15 protein-coding genes and 1 riboswitch are annotated in these 16209 nt (G+C 45.4%); of the genes, 7 read left to right on the plus strand and 8 right to left on the minus strand.

The features are described from left to right. Window positions 1–248: 248 nt before the first annotated feature. A complete protein-coding gene (gene dusA, locus EL341_RS15010) occupies window positions 249–1247 on the minus strand; it encodes a tRNA dihydrouridine(20/20a) synthase DusA (protein ID WP_074821534.1) in 999 nt (332 codons plus the stop codon). 210 nt (window positions 1248–1457) lie between these two features. Between dusA and zur the strand changes: the two genes are divergently transcribed. Beyond that, window positions 1458–1907 carry a zinc uptake transcriptional repressor Zur gene (zur, locus tag EL341_RS15015; RefSeq protein WP_047782054.1) on the plus strand — a complete coding sequence of 150 codons (450 nt, stop codon included), beginning with the start codon at window positions 1458–1460 and terminating at the stop codon, window positions 1905–1907. Window positions 1908–2295: 388 nt separating this feature from the next. Next, complete coding sequence (locus EL341_RS15020; RefSeq protein WP_074821530.1) at window positions 2296–2835, plus strand: hypothetical protein; 540 nt, start codon at window positions 2296–2298, stop codon at window positions 2833–2835. 85 nt (window positions 2836–2920) lie between these two features. Here the strand turns inward: EL341_RS15020 and lexA are convergent, their stop codons facing one another. Together lexA and EL341_RS15030 are read right to left on the minus strand one after the other, a co-directional pair. Then, window positions 2921–3532 (minus strand): transcriptional repressor LexA, encoded by a 612-nt coding sequence (gene lexA / locus EL341_RS15025; RefSeq protein ID WP_047782056.1) that lies wholly within the window; start codon window positions 3530–3532, stop codon window positions 2921–2923. A gap of 100 nt (window positions 3533–3632) precedes the next feature. Further along, window positions 3633–3998 (minus strand): diacylglycerol kinase, encoded by a 366-nt coding sequence (locus tag EL341_RS15030; protein WP_126468122.1) that lies wholly within the window; start codon window positions 3996–3998, stop codon window positions 3633–3635. A gap of 122 nt (window positions 3999–4120) precedes the next feature. On the opposite strand from EL341_RS15030, the gene plsB reads away from it, so the two are divergent. After that, window positions 4121–6574, plus strand: coding sequence for a glycerol-3-phosphate 1-O-acyltransferase PlsB (gene plsB / locus EL341_RS15035; RefSeq protein WP_074821527.1), 2454 nt, complete (start codon window positions 4121–4123; stop codon window positions 6572–6574). A gap of 98 nt (window positions 6575–6672) precedes the next feature. Here the strand turns inward: plsB and ubiA are convergent, their stop codons facing one another. The 5 genes from ubiA to EL341_RS15060 form a co-directional block, all read right to left on the minus strand. Then, entirely contained in the window at window positions 6673–7545 is an 873-nt protein-coding gene (ubiA, locus tag EL341_RS15040) for a 4-hydroxybenzoate octaprenyltransferase (RefSeq protein WP_047782059.1), read from the minus strand. After that, window positions 7545–8051 carry a chorismate lyase gene (gene ubiC, locus EL341_RS15045; RefSeq protein WP_074821524.1) on the minus strand — a complete coding sequence of 169 codons (507 nt, stop codon included), beginning with the start codon at window positions 8049–8051 and terminating at the stop codon, window positions 7545–7547. The genes ubiA and ubiC overlap by 1 nt, the downstream gene beginning before the upstream one ends. A 147-nt stretch (window positions 8052–8198) precedes the next feature. Next, window positions 8199–8609: a phosphate-starvation-inducible protein PsiE gene (gene psiE, locus EL341_RS15050; RefSeq protein ID WP_074821520.1), complete on the minus strand. Its 411-nt coding sequence runs from the start codon at window positions 8607–8609 to the stop codon at window positions 8199–8201. A gap of 70 nt (window positions 8610–8679) precedes the next feature. Further along, entirely contained in the window at window positions 8680–10323 is a 1644-nt protein-coding gene (gene pgi, locus EL341_RS15055) for a glucose-6-phosphate isomerase (RefSeq protein WP_074821518.1), read from the minus strand. A 186-nt stretch (window positions 10324–10509) separates the two neighbouring features. Beyond that, a complete protein-coding gene (locus EL341_RS15060) occupies window positions 10510–11421 on the minus strand; it encodes a LysR family transcriptional regulator (RefSeq protein WP_047782063.1) in 912 nt (303 codons plus the stop codon). 148 nt (window positions 11422–11569) lie between these two features. Here EL341_RS15060 and EL341_RS15065 point away from each other — a divergent pair, with 148 nt between their 5' ends. The 4 genes from EL341_RS15065 to panS all read left to right on the plus strand — a co-directional run bounded on the left by EL341_RS15065 (window position 11570) and on the right by panS (window position 15807). Next, the gene (locus EL341_RS15065; protein WP_074821517.1) at window positions 11570–12016 is read left to right on the plus strand and encodes a nuclear transport factor 2 family protein; all 447 of its coding nucleotides are present in this window, start codon (window positions 11570–11572) and stop codon (window positions 12014–12016) included. A gap of 49 nt (window positions 12017–12065) precedes the next feature. Further along, window positions 12066–12701, plus strand: coding sequence for an NAD(P)-dependent oxidoreductase (locus EL341_RS15070; protein WP_047782065.1), 636 nt, complete (start codon window positions 12066–12068; stop codon window positions 12699–12701). Between the two features lie 283 nt (window positions 12702–12984). Further along, window positions 12985–13243, plus strand: a riboswitch (Lysine riboswitch). A gap of 116 nt (window positions 13244–13359) precedes the next feature. Continuing rightward, window positions 13360–14709 (plus strand): lysine-sensitive aspartokinase 3, encoded by a 1350-nt coding sequence (gene lysC, locus EL341_RS15075; protein WP_047782066.1) that lies wholly within the window; start codon window positions 13360–13362, stop codon window positions 14707–14709. Window positions 14710–14877: 168 nt separating this feature from the next. Continuing rightward, window positions 14878–15807 carry a ketopantoate/pantoate/pantothenate transporter PanS gene (panS, locus tag EL341_RS15080; protein WP_047782067.1) on the plus strand — a complete coding sequence of 310 codons (930 nt, stop codon included), beginning with the start codon at window positions 14878–14880 and terminating at the stop codon, window positions 15805–15807. The last annotated feature ends 402 nt before the right edge of the window (window positions 15808–16209 follow it).

Raw genomic sequence — 16209 nt, forward strand, 5'->3', positions numbered from 1 at the left:
TCTTTTGCCCTTTTTATTAAGCGCTGGAATTCAGCCGACAACTGAGTGAGGGAGCACGCCCATCAAGGATGATGGGCGAAGGCGCGGGGGTGCAGGGGGCGTTCGCCCTTAACGCACCCTGCTCGGCCACGTGCACCCAAGTTGATTTTATTCTTTGTACTAATTGTGGACGAAACCTTTGCTGTCATTAAGCTTAACTAACAAGCAGTAAGCCCAGAAGCTATCTTCACTCTCTTACTCAAACTCAACTAACTATCCTTCCCCGTCACCAAAGCCAGCGCTTGCCGCAAAACCTCAACATCGGCACCGGCCTTATGAGCATTCTCACTCAAATGTCGGCGGAACTGGCGTGCTCCGGGTATTCCCTGAAACAATCCCAGCATATGGCGAGTTATATGACCAAGATAGGTGCCTTTGGACAGCTCCTGTTCAATATAAGGGTACATCGCCTCTACCACATCGGATGCCTGACGAATATCTCCCTCAATGCCGAACAACTCGCGATCTACTTGGGCTAGTATCCCCGGATTTTGATACGCTTCCCGGCCCATCATGACGCCATCAACGTATTGCAAATGTTCTTTAGCCTGCTCCAGGGTTTTAATACCACCGTTAATCGCAATAGTCAGATGAGGGAATTCCTGCTTCACTTGATAAACGCGCGGATAGTCCAACGGAGGTATCTCACGGTTTTCTTTCGGGCTCAAGCCAGAAAGCCAAGCCTTACGCGCATGAAGCGTGAAGTTATCACAATCACCCTGCTCTGAAACCACAGTGATAAAACGCTGAAGGAATTCATAACTGTCAGAATCATCAATACCAATTCGGGTCTTTACCGTCACTGGAATCGACACTGCGTCTTTCATCGCTTTAACGCAGTCAGCCACCAGCTCGGGTTCTGCCATTAAACAAGCGCCGAAACGACCGTTCTGTACTCGATCGGAAGGACAACCGGCATTCAGATTAATCTCGCTATAGCCTAAGGCCTCAGCCCGCCGGGCGCACTCAGCCAGCGCCTGCGGATCGCTGCCGCCCAGTTGTAGTGCTACAGGTTGCTCTTCCTGGCTATAGGCCAGATAGTCACCTTTGCCAAACAGTATGGCGCCGGTAGTAATCATTTCGGTATACAGCAGAGTCTGCCCACTCAGCAAACGATGAAAATAACGGCAATGACGATCGGTCCAGTCAAGCATCGGTGCAACGGAAAAGCGCTGCATCGGGTAAGGATGTGTTTTATCAGAATTCATTATGAATTAACGGCTATCAGATAGTTGTTTCTGTTGATAAATAAATTTAAGGGAATTAACAGAATATATAGGGCACATATTCTACCATAGAAAAAACAGATCTCAGCTATAACTGACCGGACTTAATCCTCAGCGGATAGCGAAGCCCTATCGATTGCCGCCCTAAGCATGGTAGAATCTATAGCAAGATGGTCAATAAAAGAGATAACAATGAAATCGATCAATATTGAGTTAATGTTGGCTAAAGTTCAAAAGCTCTGTGAACAACGCGCCGTGCGGTTAACGCCACAGCGTCAGTTAGTCCTACGTTTGATGGCCGAACAAAAAAATGCGATTAGCGCTTACGATTTATTAGACCTGCTGCGTTTATCTGAACCTCAGGCCAAGCCGCCAACAGTTTATCGCGCCCTCGACTTTTTATTAGAACAAGGATTCATTCATAAAATCGAGTCAACAAACAGCTATGTCGTGTGCCATCACGTTGGCGAACCACTGCATACTTCAGCCTTATTTATCTGTGATAGCTGTGGATTAGTGACTGAATATCATGCACAAGGCATCGATCGGTTATTAGAAGAGTTAGCGGAGAAAAGTCATTTTACTATTCAGCACAGCGTGTTAGAAACACACGGTGTTTGTTCTAAGTGTGTAAAAGCCTAAGTAAGTTATCTAAATTAATTATTATTAATTAATATTTAAATCATTATTTTAGAATACCCCACGATTTCATTTATTGTGTAAAAATAGTCATAACGCTATAAAGTTAAATGAATTATTTTATTATTAACAATAGACCTCATATCGATAAATATTTAATTAACAATAGGTTAATCAAATTAAAAACCCCTTTACCAGAGAAAAAACATTAAAACCAACATATAAAATCAAATTACTCAATTGAATCAGGATATCATCCTATTCGTATTTTTTATTTTATTCCCCCGTCAATAAAGGATATATTCTCATCATACTAACTATAAGTAACCTCGATCATTAATCACTATGCTATTCCCCTAATGTTAGGGGTAATTTTCCAAGGAAAACAACAATGAAGCAGTTTATATGGGCGCTTCTGACTATTGCTGGGACATTATCAAATACCCCTGCCAGGGCGACTGATGAGCTCATGAAACTTATTGATGATAATCAGCATCATACTTCCGTACAAAACTGGACGGAGATAACGGGCCTACCCGGTCAACTATCGGACAACTGGGAACTGGTAGAAACCGATCTGTCATCTATTTGGCTGTTAAAAAATGAAATTGACCCAAATCTGCTGGGACGAATCTCCGCTCAACAGTTAGAAGATAGCGTTCAGTTGAAAGATGAAGTTGACGCCATTGCCGAAAGCTTTGAGTTTCAATCAGCCAAATTAAAACGCAGTACCGAGGTTTATGGTGAAGTCTCAACTGAACAGCTTGAGGTCAGTACCAAAGACGGGAATCAGGATATCTCCGGTATATTTGTACTCATGAACTATCAGAATAAACTTTATACTTTGCTATTAACCAGCCATTACGATATTGCCCGACTAAAACAACATAAAAATAATTTAATGGATGGCATTTTTCTGACGAAGAAATAATGTCCAATATATTGCAGCAATAAAAAAGCGCCCAAAGGCGCTTTTTTGTATCGTACTTCTGCATCAGAAGCCAATCAGTATAAAATTACATCCAATCGCCGTTGCGAATCACGCCAACCGCAAGCCCTTCGATGGTCAGGCTTTGCTCACGTAAATCAACCTCGATAGGTGAAAACTCTTCATTTTCAGGTAATAGCTGAACAACGTTACCTTGCTTCTTCAAGCGCTTAACCGTCACTTCATCATCAATTCTGGCAACCACAACCTGACCGTTACGTACATCTTGAGTTTTATGTACCGCCAGTAAATCACCGTCCATAATACCAATATCTTTCATTGACATACCGCTAACCCGCAGCAAAAAATCAGCATGAGGTTTAAACAAAGCAGGATCAACTTGATAGTGGTTTTCAATATGTTCCTGCGCCAGCAACGGTTCTCCTGCAGCCACACGACCAATCAGTGGCAGCCCCTCTTGCTCGGTTTCCATCAACAGACGAATACCCCTTGAGGCACCGGTAACAATCTCAATAACGCCTTTACGCGCCAACGCTTTCAAATGTTCTTCAGCCGCATTAGGCGACTTAAACCCCAAAGTTTGGGCAATCTCAGCACGAGTTGGAGGCATACCTGACTGACTGATATGGTCACGAATCATGTCATAAATTTGCTGCTGTCTGGCGGTTAATGCTTTCATCTCTGGATTCCCTCAACCTGTTTTTATATACAGTTATGCTGTGAGTATATACAGGTATCCATTGGATGGAAACCTTAAAAAGATATATTTATGAGATAACTCAGAAAAAATGACTATAAAGAATGCTCACCCAAACAAACAGAGCCAGAAAAATCGTGACCAATACCGCCGCAGACCCCATATCTTTAGCCCGGCCTGACAACTCATGACGCTCGGTGCCAATGCGATCAACCACCGCTTCAATCGCGCTGTTAATAATTTCAAAAATCGCGATCAACACCACTGAGCTAATTAATAAAATACGTTCGATAATCGTCACATCCAGCCATGTTGCCAGCGCTATCGCCACCACAACCAGCGCCGTTTCCTGACGGAATGCTGCCTCATTCTGCCACGCGGCACGCAATCCTTTCCATGAGTATCCCGCTGCTTTAATAATGCGGGTTAGCCCCGTTGCCTGATTCATTTAATGACGTCCTCTAAAAAATTCTAACCAATTTTAGCAATTATCAGACATCACATCATCACAGATTACGTATAGTTCTGTTATTCTTGCAATTCACTATTTATATGAGGCTCGCAATATTTATGTCTGGTTGGCGTAAACTTTACTATAAGCTATTGAATATACCTATAAAAATGCTAGTTCGTAGCAAATGTATCCCTTCCGATCCCGTGGCTGAATTGGGATTAGATACCACACGCCCGATACTCTATGTTCTGCCCTATAACTCAAAAGCGGATTTATTAACCCTACGGGCCCAATGTTTGGCTCAGGAGTTACCCGATCCGCTAGAACCTTATGAAGTTGACGGTCAATTGCTGCCCCGTTATGTGTTTACTCATGACGGCCCACGGTTATTTAGCTATTACGCACCGAAAGAAGAATCCGTCAAACTGTTCCACGACTATTTGGATTTGCATCGCAATCATCCAGATTTAGATATTCAAATGGTTCCGGTATCGGTGATGTTTGGTCGTTCTCCTGGCCGTGAAGGTCATGGAAACACTGGCGCTCCTCGCCTACGCCTATTTAACGGGATTCAAAAATTCTTTGTTGTCCTGTGGCTTGGTCGCGATAGCTTTGTGCGTTTCTCTCAACCCGTGTCATTACGCCATATGGCGAACGAACATGGCACCGACAAGAGTATTGCGCAAAAACTCGCCCGCGTTGCGCGCATACACTTTGCCAGACAGCGTTTGGCGGCCACCGGTCCGAAACTGCCAATGCGTCAGGATCTGTTTAATAAACTGTTAACCTCTAAAGCCATTGAAAAAGCGGTAGAAGAAGAAGCAACGGCCAAAAAGATCTCTCTCACCAAGGCGAAACAAAACGCCGTGGATATTATGGAAGAGATCGCCGCCAACTTTAGCTATGAAGGCCTACGAGTAACCGATCGCGTCTTAAGTTGGACCTGGAACCGCCTCTATCAGGGTATCAATGTCCATAACGCCGAACGTGTACGTCAGTTGGCACAAGATGGGCACGGTATCGTCTATGCGCCAAGCCATCGCAGCCATATGGACTATCTGCTGCTCTCTTATGTGCTCTACCATCAAGGGCTGGTACCGCCGCATATCGCCGCAGGTATTAACCTGAACTTCTGGCCTGCTGGCCCGATTTTCCGCCGTTTGGGCGCGTTCTTTATTCGCCGTACTTTCAAAGGCAATAAACTTTACTCCACCGTATTCCGTGAATATCTCGGGGAGCTGTTTAACCGCGGCTACTCCGTTGAGTATTTCGTTGAAGGTGGGCGCTCACGTACCGGTCGTTTGCTGGAGCCGAAAACCGGCACCCTTTCCATGACCATACAGGCCATGCTACGCGGCGGTAATCGTCCTATCACCGTGGTACCGGTTTATATTGGTTATGAGCACGTAATGGAAGTGGGTACTTACGCCAACGAGCTACGCGGTGCCACCAAAGAGAAAGAGAACTTGTGGCAGGTTGTGCGCACCATGCGTAAGCTGCGTAACTTGGGAATGGGCTATGTTAACTTCGGTGAACCTATTCCACTGATGACGTACCTCAATCAGCATGTTCCGGACTGGCGTGACGCTGTCGATCCGATAGAAACCCCTAGACCAAACTGGCTAACGCCAACGGTTAACCAGATCGCCAACCGGCTGATGACCAATATCAATAATGCGGCAGCGGCCAATGCCATGAACCTGTGTTGTACCGCATTACTGGCCTCTCGCCAGCGCGCCTTAACCCGTGAGCAGCTACTTGAGCAGCTCGACTGCTATACACAGCTACTGCGTAATGTTCCTTATGCAAAAGATGCCACGGTGCCATCCAGTACCCCTGAGCAAATGCTGGAACACGCGCTGAAAATGAGTAAATTTGAAGTCGAGAAAGATAACGCAGGTGAAATTATTGTCCTACCGCGCGAACAAGCGGTGCTGATGACCTACTATCGCAATAACATTCACCATATGCTGGTTTTACCATCGTTGATTTCCAGTATTGTTATGCATCACGACAGTATTTCTCGTCAGGAAATTATTGAACAGGTCGCTCTGATCTATCCATTACTGCGAGAAGAGCTTTTCATGCACTACGATGCAGAAGAGCTACCTGACGTCATTGAAACACTGATTAATGAGCTGGAACGGCAGAAGCTGATTAAAACGCTGGCGGATGGCCGACTGGTGCTTAATCCCCCTCGTATACGTGCCCTACAGCTGTTGGCCGCCGGCGTTCGGGAAACATTACAGCGTTATACCATCACCCTATCGTTGTTACGTAATAACCCGAGCATTAATCGCGGTATGCTGGAAAAAGAGAGTCGCCTGCTGGCACAGCGTCTCTCGGTGCTGCACGGTATTAATGCGCCGGAGTTCTTTGATAAAGCGGTATTCTCTACGCTGGTCGCAACACTACGCAGCGCTGGATATATCAATGACGTTGGCGATGCCATTCCTGAAAATATTCAGTCGATGTACGACATGCTGACCAGACTGATGACGCCAGAAGTGAAATTAACCATCGAAAGCGTCACTGAAGCATCGGTTGAGCCAGCAACACCGGAAGAATAGACCGTAGCGCAAAATAAAATGCCGGCAGGTTATGATGAACCTGCCGGCATTTTTTATTGTCAGAAAAATAAGCATCCGACTTTGATTTAATCACCTCTTCAGCCGATGGTAAGATCCATCAGCAAGCCGAGGAAAATCACTAAACCAACATAGTTATTATTCATAAAAGCTTGAAAGCACTTCTCTCGCTCACGCCCGGCAATCAGCTGCTGCTGATAAACAAACAGCGCGCTCACCAGCAGTAAAGACCAATAAAATGGCCCACTCAGCTGATTTAAATAGCCAATCCAAGCCAGTAGCAATACCGTCGCTAACTGGAGTAAACCGATAATTATTTTATCGTAGCGGCCAAACAGAATAGCGGTCGATTTAATACCAATTTTTACATCATCATTGCGATCAACCATGGCATATTGCGTATCGTAAACCACAGTCCAGCAAATATTCACCAACAGCAGTAGCCAACAGCTCAACGGTAGCGCATCGCTAACGGCGGCATACGCCATGGGGATTGACCAGCCAAACGCCATACCCAAAATCACCTGAGGAAGATGAGTAAAGCGCTTCATAAATGGGTACATCCAGGCAAGGATCACACCGGCGACAGAAAGTAAAATAGTCAGTTTATTCAGCGTCAGAACCAAAAGAAAAGAGATGGTGACCAACACCAAAAATAGTATCTTGCTCTCTTTTTCCGTTACCGCTCCGCTAGGCATTGGACGAGAACGAGTACGTTCTACGTGGCCGTCAAAATTGCGGTCGGCAAAGTCATTAATCACGCAGCCGGCGGCGCGCATCAGAAATACGCCGATGATAAAGATAACCAAAATATAAACATTTGGCGTCTCTTTTCCAGCCAGCCACAAAGCCCAAAGCGTTGGCCAGAGCAGGAGTAACGCGCCAATTGGCCGATTAATACGCATCAAACGGCAGTAAGCCAGCCATTTGCCTTGAGTCACATTTTCCCCCATTAATATAACGGTGCCGACGGTAAAAAAATTTCTGTCAATAACAGAGGCTTACCAGATAAACATAAGCGGGAGCGTCGCCCCCACAGGTCATCAAACAATGAAACCTGGATGTAATCTCGTTCTAATTCTGCATGACTGAACAAATAACGCCCTAAAGGCATATCACCCAACGCAGTCAAACGTTGCTCGGGACCACACAGCGTTTTTTCGGGTACGACAGTACGCGCCCATATCCACGGCATGGTATCACCAAACAGCAGAATTTCACGTATCCAATAACGTGTATCTACCGGTAATTCTGATATTTCTTTCCCTAAAAGGTCAAAGGATACATACCCTTCAAACAGTGGCTTAACCATCACGTTCTGACAATACCGCTCGCAGCGGCTGGTCATAGAATCTTCTTCCAGCAACCAGTCAGAAACTGATTGAGTCAATAAGTGCGCTGCCGACGAATCCCAGTTTCGATCTTTCCAGTTTGGCGCAGAAAGCGTCTGGTTCACCATGGTAACACCCTAATATAATCAGTTCTGATAACCAATTGGCTATAAAGAATTAGGCGGTTATTGTAACGTAAAATAGCCCTCAGCAAACACTGAAGGCTTCATTTTTAGAACTATTTTTTAACAATACGTCAATAATCTGACGGAGGTTTACTCACGCTTTAATCGATCGGTGTTCGCCAGATAAAGCGCAATCACCAGTATCAAGATAGCACCGGAGTAGATCAGGGTATCAATGGGATCTTTATGATCGACAATGATTAAGCGAATAATCGCCGTTATACCGATATAAATAAAATAACGTAGCGGGAAGTGATAACCACTCTGAAAATACTTGACGATCAAGGCAATAAATTCAAAATATAAAAAATAGATGACGATGCCTTCAATCAATAAATAACTGGAAGACTGGGCTGAGTTAACAAAGAGTACCTGAATCAATGAATAGGTTTCTTTACCAAGGAAAACAATAAGAATAATTGCCAACACCAGCAGCCAAAAATTTAATATTGTTTGCAGTATTCTGCCCACGAAAGTCGCTCGCTTAAGGTTATCCTGCATAGTTTTTCCTTCATTTCACAATAAAGCGGGAATACATTTTATCCCCGCATTGTTACTGATTAACGACCCATTAACGCCATTGCTTAAACGTATTAATCAAACCGTTAGTTGATGAGTCGTGGCTGGAAACCGACTGATTACCAGAAAGCTCCGGTAAAATACGGTTAGCCAACTGTTTGCCCAACTCTACTCCCCATTGGTCAAAGCTAAAAATATTCATGATCACACCTTGAGTGAAAATCTTATGCTCATACAACGCAATAAGCGCACCAAGACTATAAGGCGTTATCTCTTTTAGCAGAATAGAGTTAGTCGGACGATTGCCCTCAAATACTTTAAACGGAACAATAGCTTCAAAGTCAGCAGCTTGCTGTCCAGCTTTGACAAACTCTTCACGTACTTCATCGGCGCTCTTACCAAATGCCAACGCTTCAGTCTGAGCAAAAAAGTTGGATAGCAGTTTAGCATGATGATCGCTCAACGGATTATGACTGTGAGCCGGTGCAATAAAATCACATGGAATCAGCTTAGTACCTTGGTGAATAAGCTGGTAGAACGCATGCTGACCGTTGGTACCCGGCTCACCCCAAATAATCGGACCAGTTTGGTAGCTCACTTTATTACCATTACGGTCAACATACTTACCGTTGGACTCCATATTTCCCTGTTGGAAATAGGCGGCAAAACGATGCATATACTGATCGTAAGGTAAGATGGCCTCGGTTTCCGAACCATAAAAATTGTTATACCACAGACCAATCAGCGCCAACGTGACCGGCAGGTTCTTCTCTATTGGCATATCGGCAAAGTGACGATCCATGGCATGAGCACCGCTCAGCAACTTCTCAAAGTTATCAAAGCCGATCGATAGCGCAATCGACAGACCAATGGCCGACCACAGAGAATAGCGCCCACCAACCCAATCCCAAAACTCAAACATATTGTCGGTATCAATACCAAACTCGGCAACCGCTTTGGCATTGGTCGACAATGCAGCGAAATGTTTAGCCACGTCCTTCGGTTGACCGACGCTCAGAAACCAGTCACGCGCGGTGTGGGCATTGGTCATGGTTTCCTGAGTGGTAAACGTTTTAGAAGCAATCAGAAATAAGGTGGTTTCCGGATTCAGGGTCTTAATCGTTTCTGCAATATGCGTTGCATCAACGTTAGACACAAAATGCATGGATAAATGGTTTTTATATGGACGTAAAGCCTCAGTGACCATATAAGGTCCGAGATCCGAACCACCAATACCGATATTGACGACATCAGTGATGGCCTTACCGCTGAAGCCCTTCCATTCTCCGCTGATAATGCGCTGACAAAAGGCTTTCATCTTAGCCAGTACCGCATTCACTTCCGGCATAACATCTTGGCCATCAACCAAAATCGGCGTATTAGAGCGATTACGTAATGCAACATGCAATACTGCGCGATCTTCGGTACGGTTTATTTTTTCACCGCTGAACATGGCCTTAATCGCACCGGTCAGATCGGATTCTTTTGCCAATTCCCGCAACAGCGTCAGCGTTTTATCGGTGATGCGATTCTTGGAGAAATCGATCAACATCTGATTATCAAACGTTGCTGAAAAGTGAGCAAACCGGTTACTGTCCTGAGTAAATAAATCACGAATAGTAACGTCTTTCATCTCTGCAAAATGCTGATTAAGCGCCTGCCATGCGGCTGTTTCCGTCGGGTTAATACTTTTCATCATTGGACCCTTCTACATAAAATAAAGATAAAATTTGCATCGATTGTATCCCGTTTACCTGTGAATTAGATGACTTTCACCAATAGCCAAAGGCTATCATGTTCACACTAAGGCTGACAGGATTCAGCAAAAAATTCATATTTCAAATTATAGACAGATAATCAAAGAAAATACCTAAAATTACCGCTATTCACCTTGCCAGAATGCATCCGATTTGAATCGTTCATCAAGAAAATTGAGTAAGGCACGTAATGCCAGCGACATATAATTACGCGAAGTATAAATGGCATATACCGATAGCGTCTCTAGCTTATACTCCGGTAGGATAACCTCTAATGTGCCATCAATAATTTCATTTTTTACCAGATAAGTAGGTAATAACGTGACCCCTACTCCCGCTAATGCCGCCTGTTTCAACACCATGGCTTCGTTAGCACAAATCCTGCCCTTAATCGGTATTCGAATCATTTTACTCTTATCCAGAGGATCATAGAAAGACCAAGAGTGGGTACTAAATTGCGAATGCGTCAGACAGGTATGCTGGGCTAAATCATCCGGCGTTTGCGGGCGAGCGGTTCGGTTAAGGTATTCCGGTGAGGCACAAACAACGGAATGACAAAGGGCAAGTCGTTTGGCAATGATACCCGGTTCCAGAGTATTGGTAATGCGAATAGCCAAATCAATTCTTTCATCCACCAGATTAATACTGCGTTCCAGCAGTTGGATATCGATATTGACCTGAGGATAACGTAACGAATAGTCGGCGATCACCCCAGACAGATAGGCCTGACTAAATGATTGACTACAGGTGATGCGTAAAGCCCCTTTCGGTTCCGATGAATGATCCAGTTTACCCGCCAGCATCTTTTCTTGTACCTGCAGCATCTGCCGACAGTCAATTAAGGCTTCCTCACCTGCCGATGTCAAACTCAGGCTACGAGTAGAACGATGCAACAATCTGGCGCCGAGCCAACGTTCCAATTCGGCAAGATAACGTGAGGCCGTCGCTCGGGTTAATCCCAACCTTTCTGCAGCCGCCGTTAAACTACCGCGCTCGACGGTTTCGACAAATACCTGCATTGCCGTTAATCGGTCCATTTATTCGCTCACTTTCTGCAACAAACTATTATTGAATAGACTATATTTAAAACAATAAAAAGCAATTAAAGTTGTCCCGTCAAATTAATCGAACAGCGATATCGCCAATAGCGTCAAGCCAATGGATAAAACAGCCCAGGAGAGTCCCATGAAGTCCAAATTATTATTTAGCCTGTTACTGCTTACTTTTTCTCTGGTCGGCCACGCTGCCACAGAGAACCAACAGGAATTGAACAAACAAGTTGTGACTAAATTTTATCAGCAGGCGCTCAACGACAAGGATGGCGAAGCGGCGGCTCACTATTTGGGAAAAGTTTATATCCAACATAATCCCAATGCGCAAGACGGCGTAGAAGGTTTCAAAAAGTATATTGATTATCTGAAGAAAAATTCACCGAACGGCAAAAGCGAAATCAAGCAGGTGTTTGCCGAGGGTGATTATGTGATTCTGCATGTCAAAAGTACTCGTTCACCAGAAGATAACGGACAAGCCATTATTGATATTTTCCGCCTTGAAAACGGCAAGATTGTTGAGCATTGGGACGTGATCCAAGCGATTCCTAAACAATCCGCTAACGGTAACGGCATGTTTTAACCAGTCAGTCTGGTATCAATCTATTAAAAACAAACGGTAGGACAATACGATGAAAGTAGCAATTATTGGTGCCGGTGGTAAAGCCGGTCATAAAATTATGGTTGAGGCACTCAGCCGGGGTCATCAAGTCACTGCAATCGTGCGTGATGCAACAAAAATCACCGACAAATCAGTCAAGATTTTGGAAAAAAGCCTGTTCGATTTAACCGCCGACGACGTGAAGCCGTTTGATGCAGTGATCGATGCTTTTAATGCCCCAGCCGGGCATGAAGAGCAACATCAGAGTTCATTAGCACACCTGACTAAAATATTATCAGGTAACCAACACACCCGTTTATTGGTGGTTGGCGGCGCAGGTAGCCTATACGTTGACGATAAACTTTCGCTACGCGTTGTGGATACCCCTGATTTTCCTGCCGCTTATAAACCAACGGCAAGCAATATGGGCGAAGCGTTTTTACAGTTAAAATCCCATAACGATGTTAACTGGACCTATTTCAGCCCTGCCGCCATGTTTATGGCCGATGGCAAACGTACCGGCCAATTTACGCTGGGTAACGATCGCCTGATGGTGAATGCCGCCGGTGAGAGCACCATTAGCTATGCTGATTATGCCATTGCCATGATCGATGAGCTGGAACAAGGCAAACATATTCGCCAGCGTTTTACCGCTGTTGCTAAATAATCTCATCATTTAGACAAAACCGGGGAAACTATCAGGCTTCTCCGGTTTTTAATCCTCTATATTCACCAATAAGTTAAAAAATAATTATTATAAAAACCGCAAAAAACTTAGCAGCAAACATCGAAAAACCGCCCCTCAATAACGCTTTTATCTATCCATAATCCACAAAACCAAGTAAACCTCCGATAGCCGATTAAAGAAATAAAAAACAAACACATAAACACCATTGACACCGGCTTCAGAACCCGCTATTTCTTAAGGCCTACTTGTGTATCCTAATACATAAGCCAGAAGAGGCGCGTCGTTCAGGTAAAGTGTCAGAGGAACCGGTATCCGATGAAGACACTCCAGGGGATACGACGCCGAGGCAGTTCGCTAACCGGATAAGCGCACCGTCGACCACAAGGGCTGAATCCCTTGGGTTGTCACCCATGTTACCCACAAACATATTGTGGGAATAAGAGTCTTTAAGTAGCATTCGCGCAAACACGTTTGACGCAGCGACAAACTAGACTCTGGCAAGGTGGAGCGCTTCTGGGTGTACCGTAGTGTTTTCTTCCTACGCTTGCTCCCTGTTTACCGCGCTTCCTTTGTGCCAAGGCTGATGAATTTAAGGGCTATATACTGAGCCCCACCTGACACGAGGAATTATTGATTTATGTCTCAAATCGTTATTGCAAAATTTGGCGGAACCAGCGTGGCCAACAGTGCCGCCATGAACAACTCCGCTGACGTGGTGTTATCCAATCCTGACGTAAAAGTGGTGGTGCTTTCTGCCTCTGCCGGCGTTACTAACTTACTGGTTGCTCTGGCAGAAGGATGTAACCCAGATGTGCGTCAGGAAAAAATCGAACAAATCCGCCAGATTCAGTATCAAATCCTCAATACTCTGCCTGACTCACAGGTTGTTCGTGACGAGATCGATCGCCTGCTGGAAAATATCACCACCCTTTCTGAAGCTGCTAGCCTGGCTACCTCACTGGCGTTGACGGATGAGCTGGTCAGCCACGGTGAACTGATGTCTACCCTGTTATTTGTCGAACTGCTGAGAAGTCGCAAGGTGAACGCCGAGTGGTTCGATGTGCGTAGCGTGATGAAAACCAGCGATCGTTTCGGTAAAGCCGAACCCGAAGTCCAGACGCTTAGCTCACTGTGCCAACAACATCTACAGCCGCGTTTAGCCGACACGCTGGTGATTACTCAGGGCTTTATCGGCAGCGAGTCCAAAGGCCGCACCACCACATTAGGCCGCGGCGGCAGCGACTATACTGCCGCTCTGCTTGGTGAAGCGCTGAACGCCAAACGCGTTGATATCTGGACTGACGTTCCCGGTATTTACACCACCGATCCGCGAGTGGTGCCTAACGCTAAACGTATTGATGAAATTGGCTTTGAAGAAGCCGCAGAAATGGCAACCTTCGGCGCTAAAATTTTGCATCCGGCGACCCTGATCCCTGCCGTTCGTCGGAGCATTCCGGTATTTGTCGGCTCCAGCAAAGAGCCTACCGCTGGCGGTACATTAGTGTGTAATAAAACCAGTCAACCGCCGTTGTTCCGCGCGCTGGCGCTACGCCGTAAGCAAACCCTCCTCACCCTACACAGCCTCAATATGCTGCATGCGCGCGGTTTTCTGGCTGAGATCTTTAACATTCTTGCCAGCCATAATATTTCCGTTGACCTGATTACGACTTCAGAAGTCAGCATCGCGCTGACGTTGGATACCGCGGGCTCATCAACCAATGGTTCCAGCTTGCTAACCAGCGCACTATTAACCGAGTTATCGGCGCTGTGTCGGGTAGAAGTAGAAGAAGATCTGGCGCTGGTTGCTTTGATTGGTAACGAACTGGCAAAAGCCAGAGGCGTGGGTAAAGAGGTATTTGGCGTATTAGAACCGTTCAATATCCGCATGATCTCTTACGGTGCCAGCAGCCATAATCTGTGCTTGTTAGTTCCGGGTGACGATGCCGAACACGTCGTTAAAACCTTACACCATAACCTGTTTGAATAAGGTTATTGCACCATCCTAAAATTGATGGGTTAATAGACGAGTGAGCAACGGGCAACCGTTGCTCACTCATTTTTAATCTGTCGTCTGGAAAATAAATAATAACCACCAGATTAGCAATGAATAACAACATCACATATTAATCATGCACTAATAAGGAAGTATCGATACATGTTAGCCAAGGTTACACGCTTATTCCCATTATGGGCCCTGTTATTATCCTTCTCCGCTTACTACACGCCGGGGACGTTTACCGGTATTGCGCCCTATATCAGCTATCTACTCATGCTGATTATGTTTGCTATGGGCGTTACTCTGCGGGTAAGCGATTTTAAACGTATCGCCACACGTCCTGCTCCGGTGGTTGCCTGTACCCTACTTCACTATCTGATCATGCCGTTAGCGGCGTGGATTCTGGCTAAAATTTTCAGTATGCCAGCCGATCTGGCCGCAGGGATGATTCTGGTGGGCAGCGTTGCCAGTGGTACCGCCTCTAACGTTATGATTTATCTTGCCCGAGGTGATGTCGCCCTTTCTGTTACCATCTCTTCCGTTTCGACTTTAGTCGGGGTATTTGCCACACCACTGTTAACCTATTTATACGTTGATGCCTCAATCGACGTAGATATTTTAGGTATGTTACGTTCTATTCTACAGATCGTGATCATTCCTATCGGTGCAGGTCTTATTGTTCATCATACCTTTACCAATACCGTAAAACGCGTCGAGCCATTCCTGCCTGCATTATCCATGATCTGTATTTTGGCTATTATCAGTGCAGTTGTGGCTAAAAGTCAGGGCCATATTGCTTCAGTCGGTTTTATCGTCGCCATTGCCGTTGTATTACATAACGCCATTGGGCTGTTGGGTGGCTACTGGGGTGGCAAGCTGTTTGGATTTGATGAATCAACCTGCCGCACTCTGGCTATTGAAGTCGGTATGCAGAACTCCGGTCTGGCCGCAACGCTGGGCGCTCAATATTTCTCTGCGGTTGCCGCACTGCCGGGGGCTCTGTTCTCCGTATGGCATAATCTGTCGGGTTCGCTGTTAGCGGGTTACTGGCAGGGAAAACCAACCAAAGATACAGCCGCTAAAGAATAATTGATTATCGTAGGTTGAAAATAAGAGAGGCTATGCCTCTCTCCTCTTGATGACCAACCTTGTTAAATTAGCGGTAGTGATAATTCCGGCTGTAAAAGCCCTGAGCGAATATGGCTATTGTGCTCAGCCGGAAGTGCATTAATACTCAGCTACAGCGTGCGCCGGGCCTAGCCGGGCTACGGGCACTCCGGCAGCTAAAGCTGCTACGACCCCCACGCCCGTCTCTCCCGTCGATAACATGTATTAAGATTTTGTCAGCCGATGGAAGAGAGGTTATTCCTCTCTCTTTTTAATCAATATTCCAATATAAAAAGAACATGATTCGCCCGAAATAATATCCACAATATTTTTCCATATATAGCCTAAACTTATTTAGCTAACGCCCTTTCTTAACTCAAATTA

This window comes from Pragia fontium (assembly GCF_900638655.1).
Classification (GTDB): domain Bacteria; phylum Pseudomonadota; class Gammaproteobacteria; order Enterobacterales; family Enterobacteriaceae; genus Pragia; species Pragia fontium.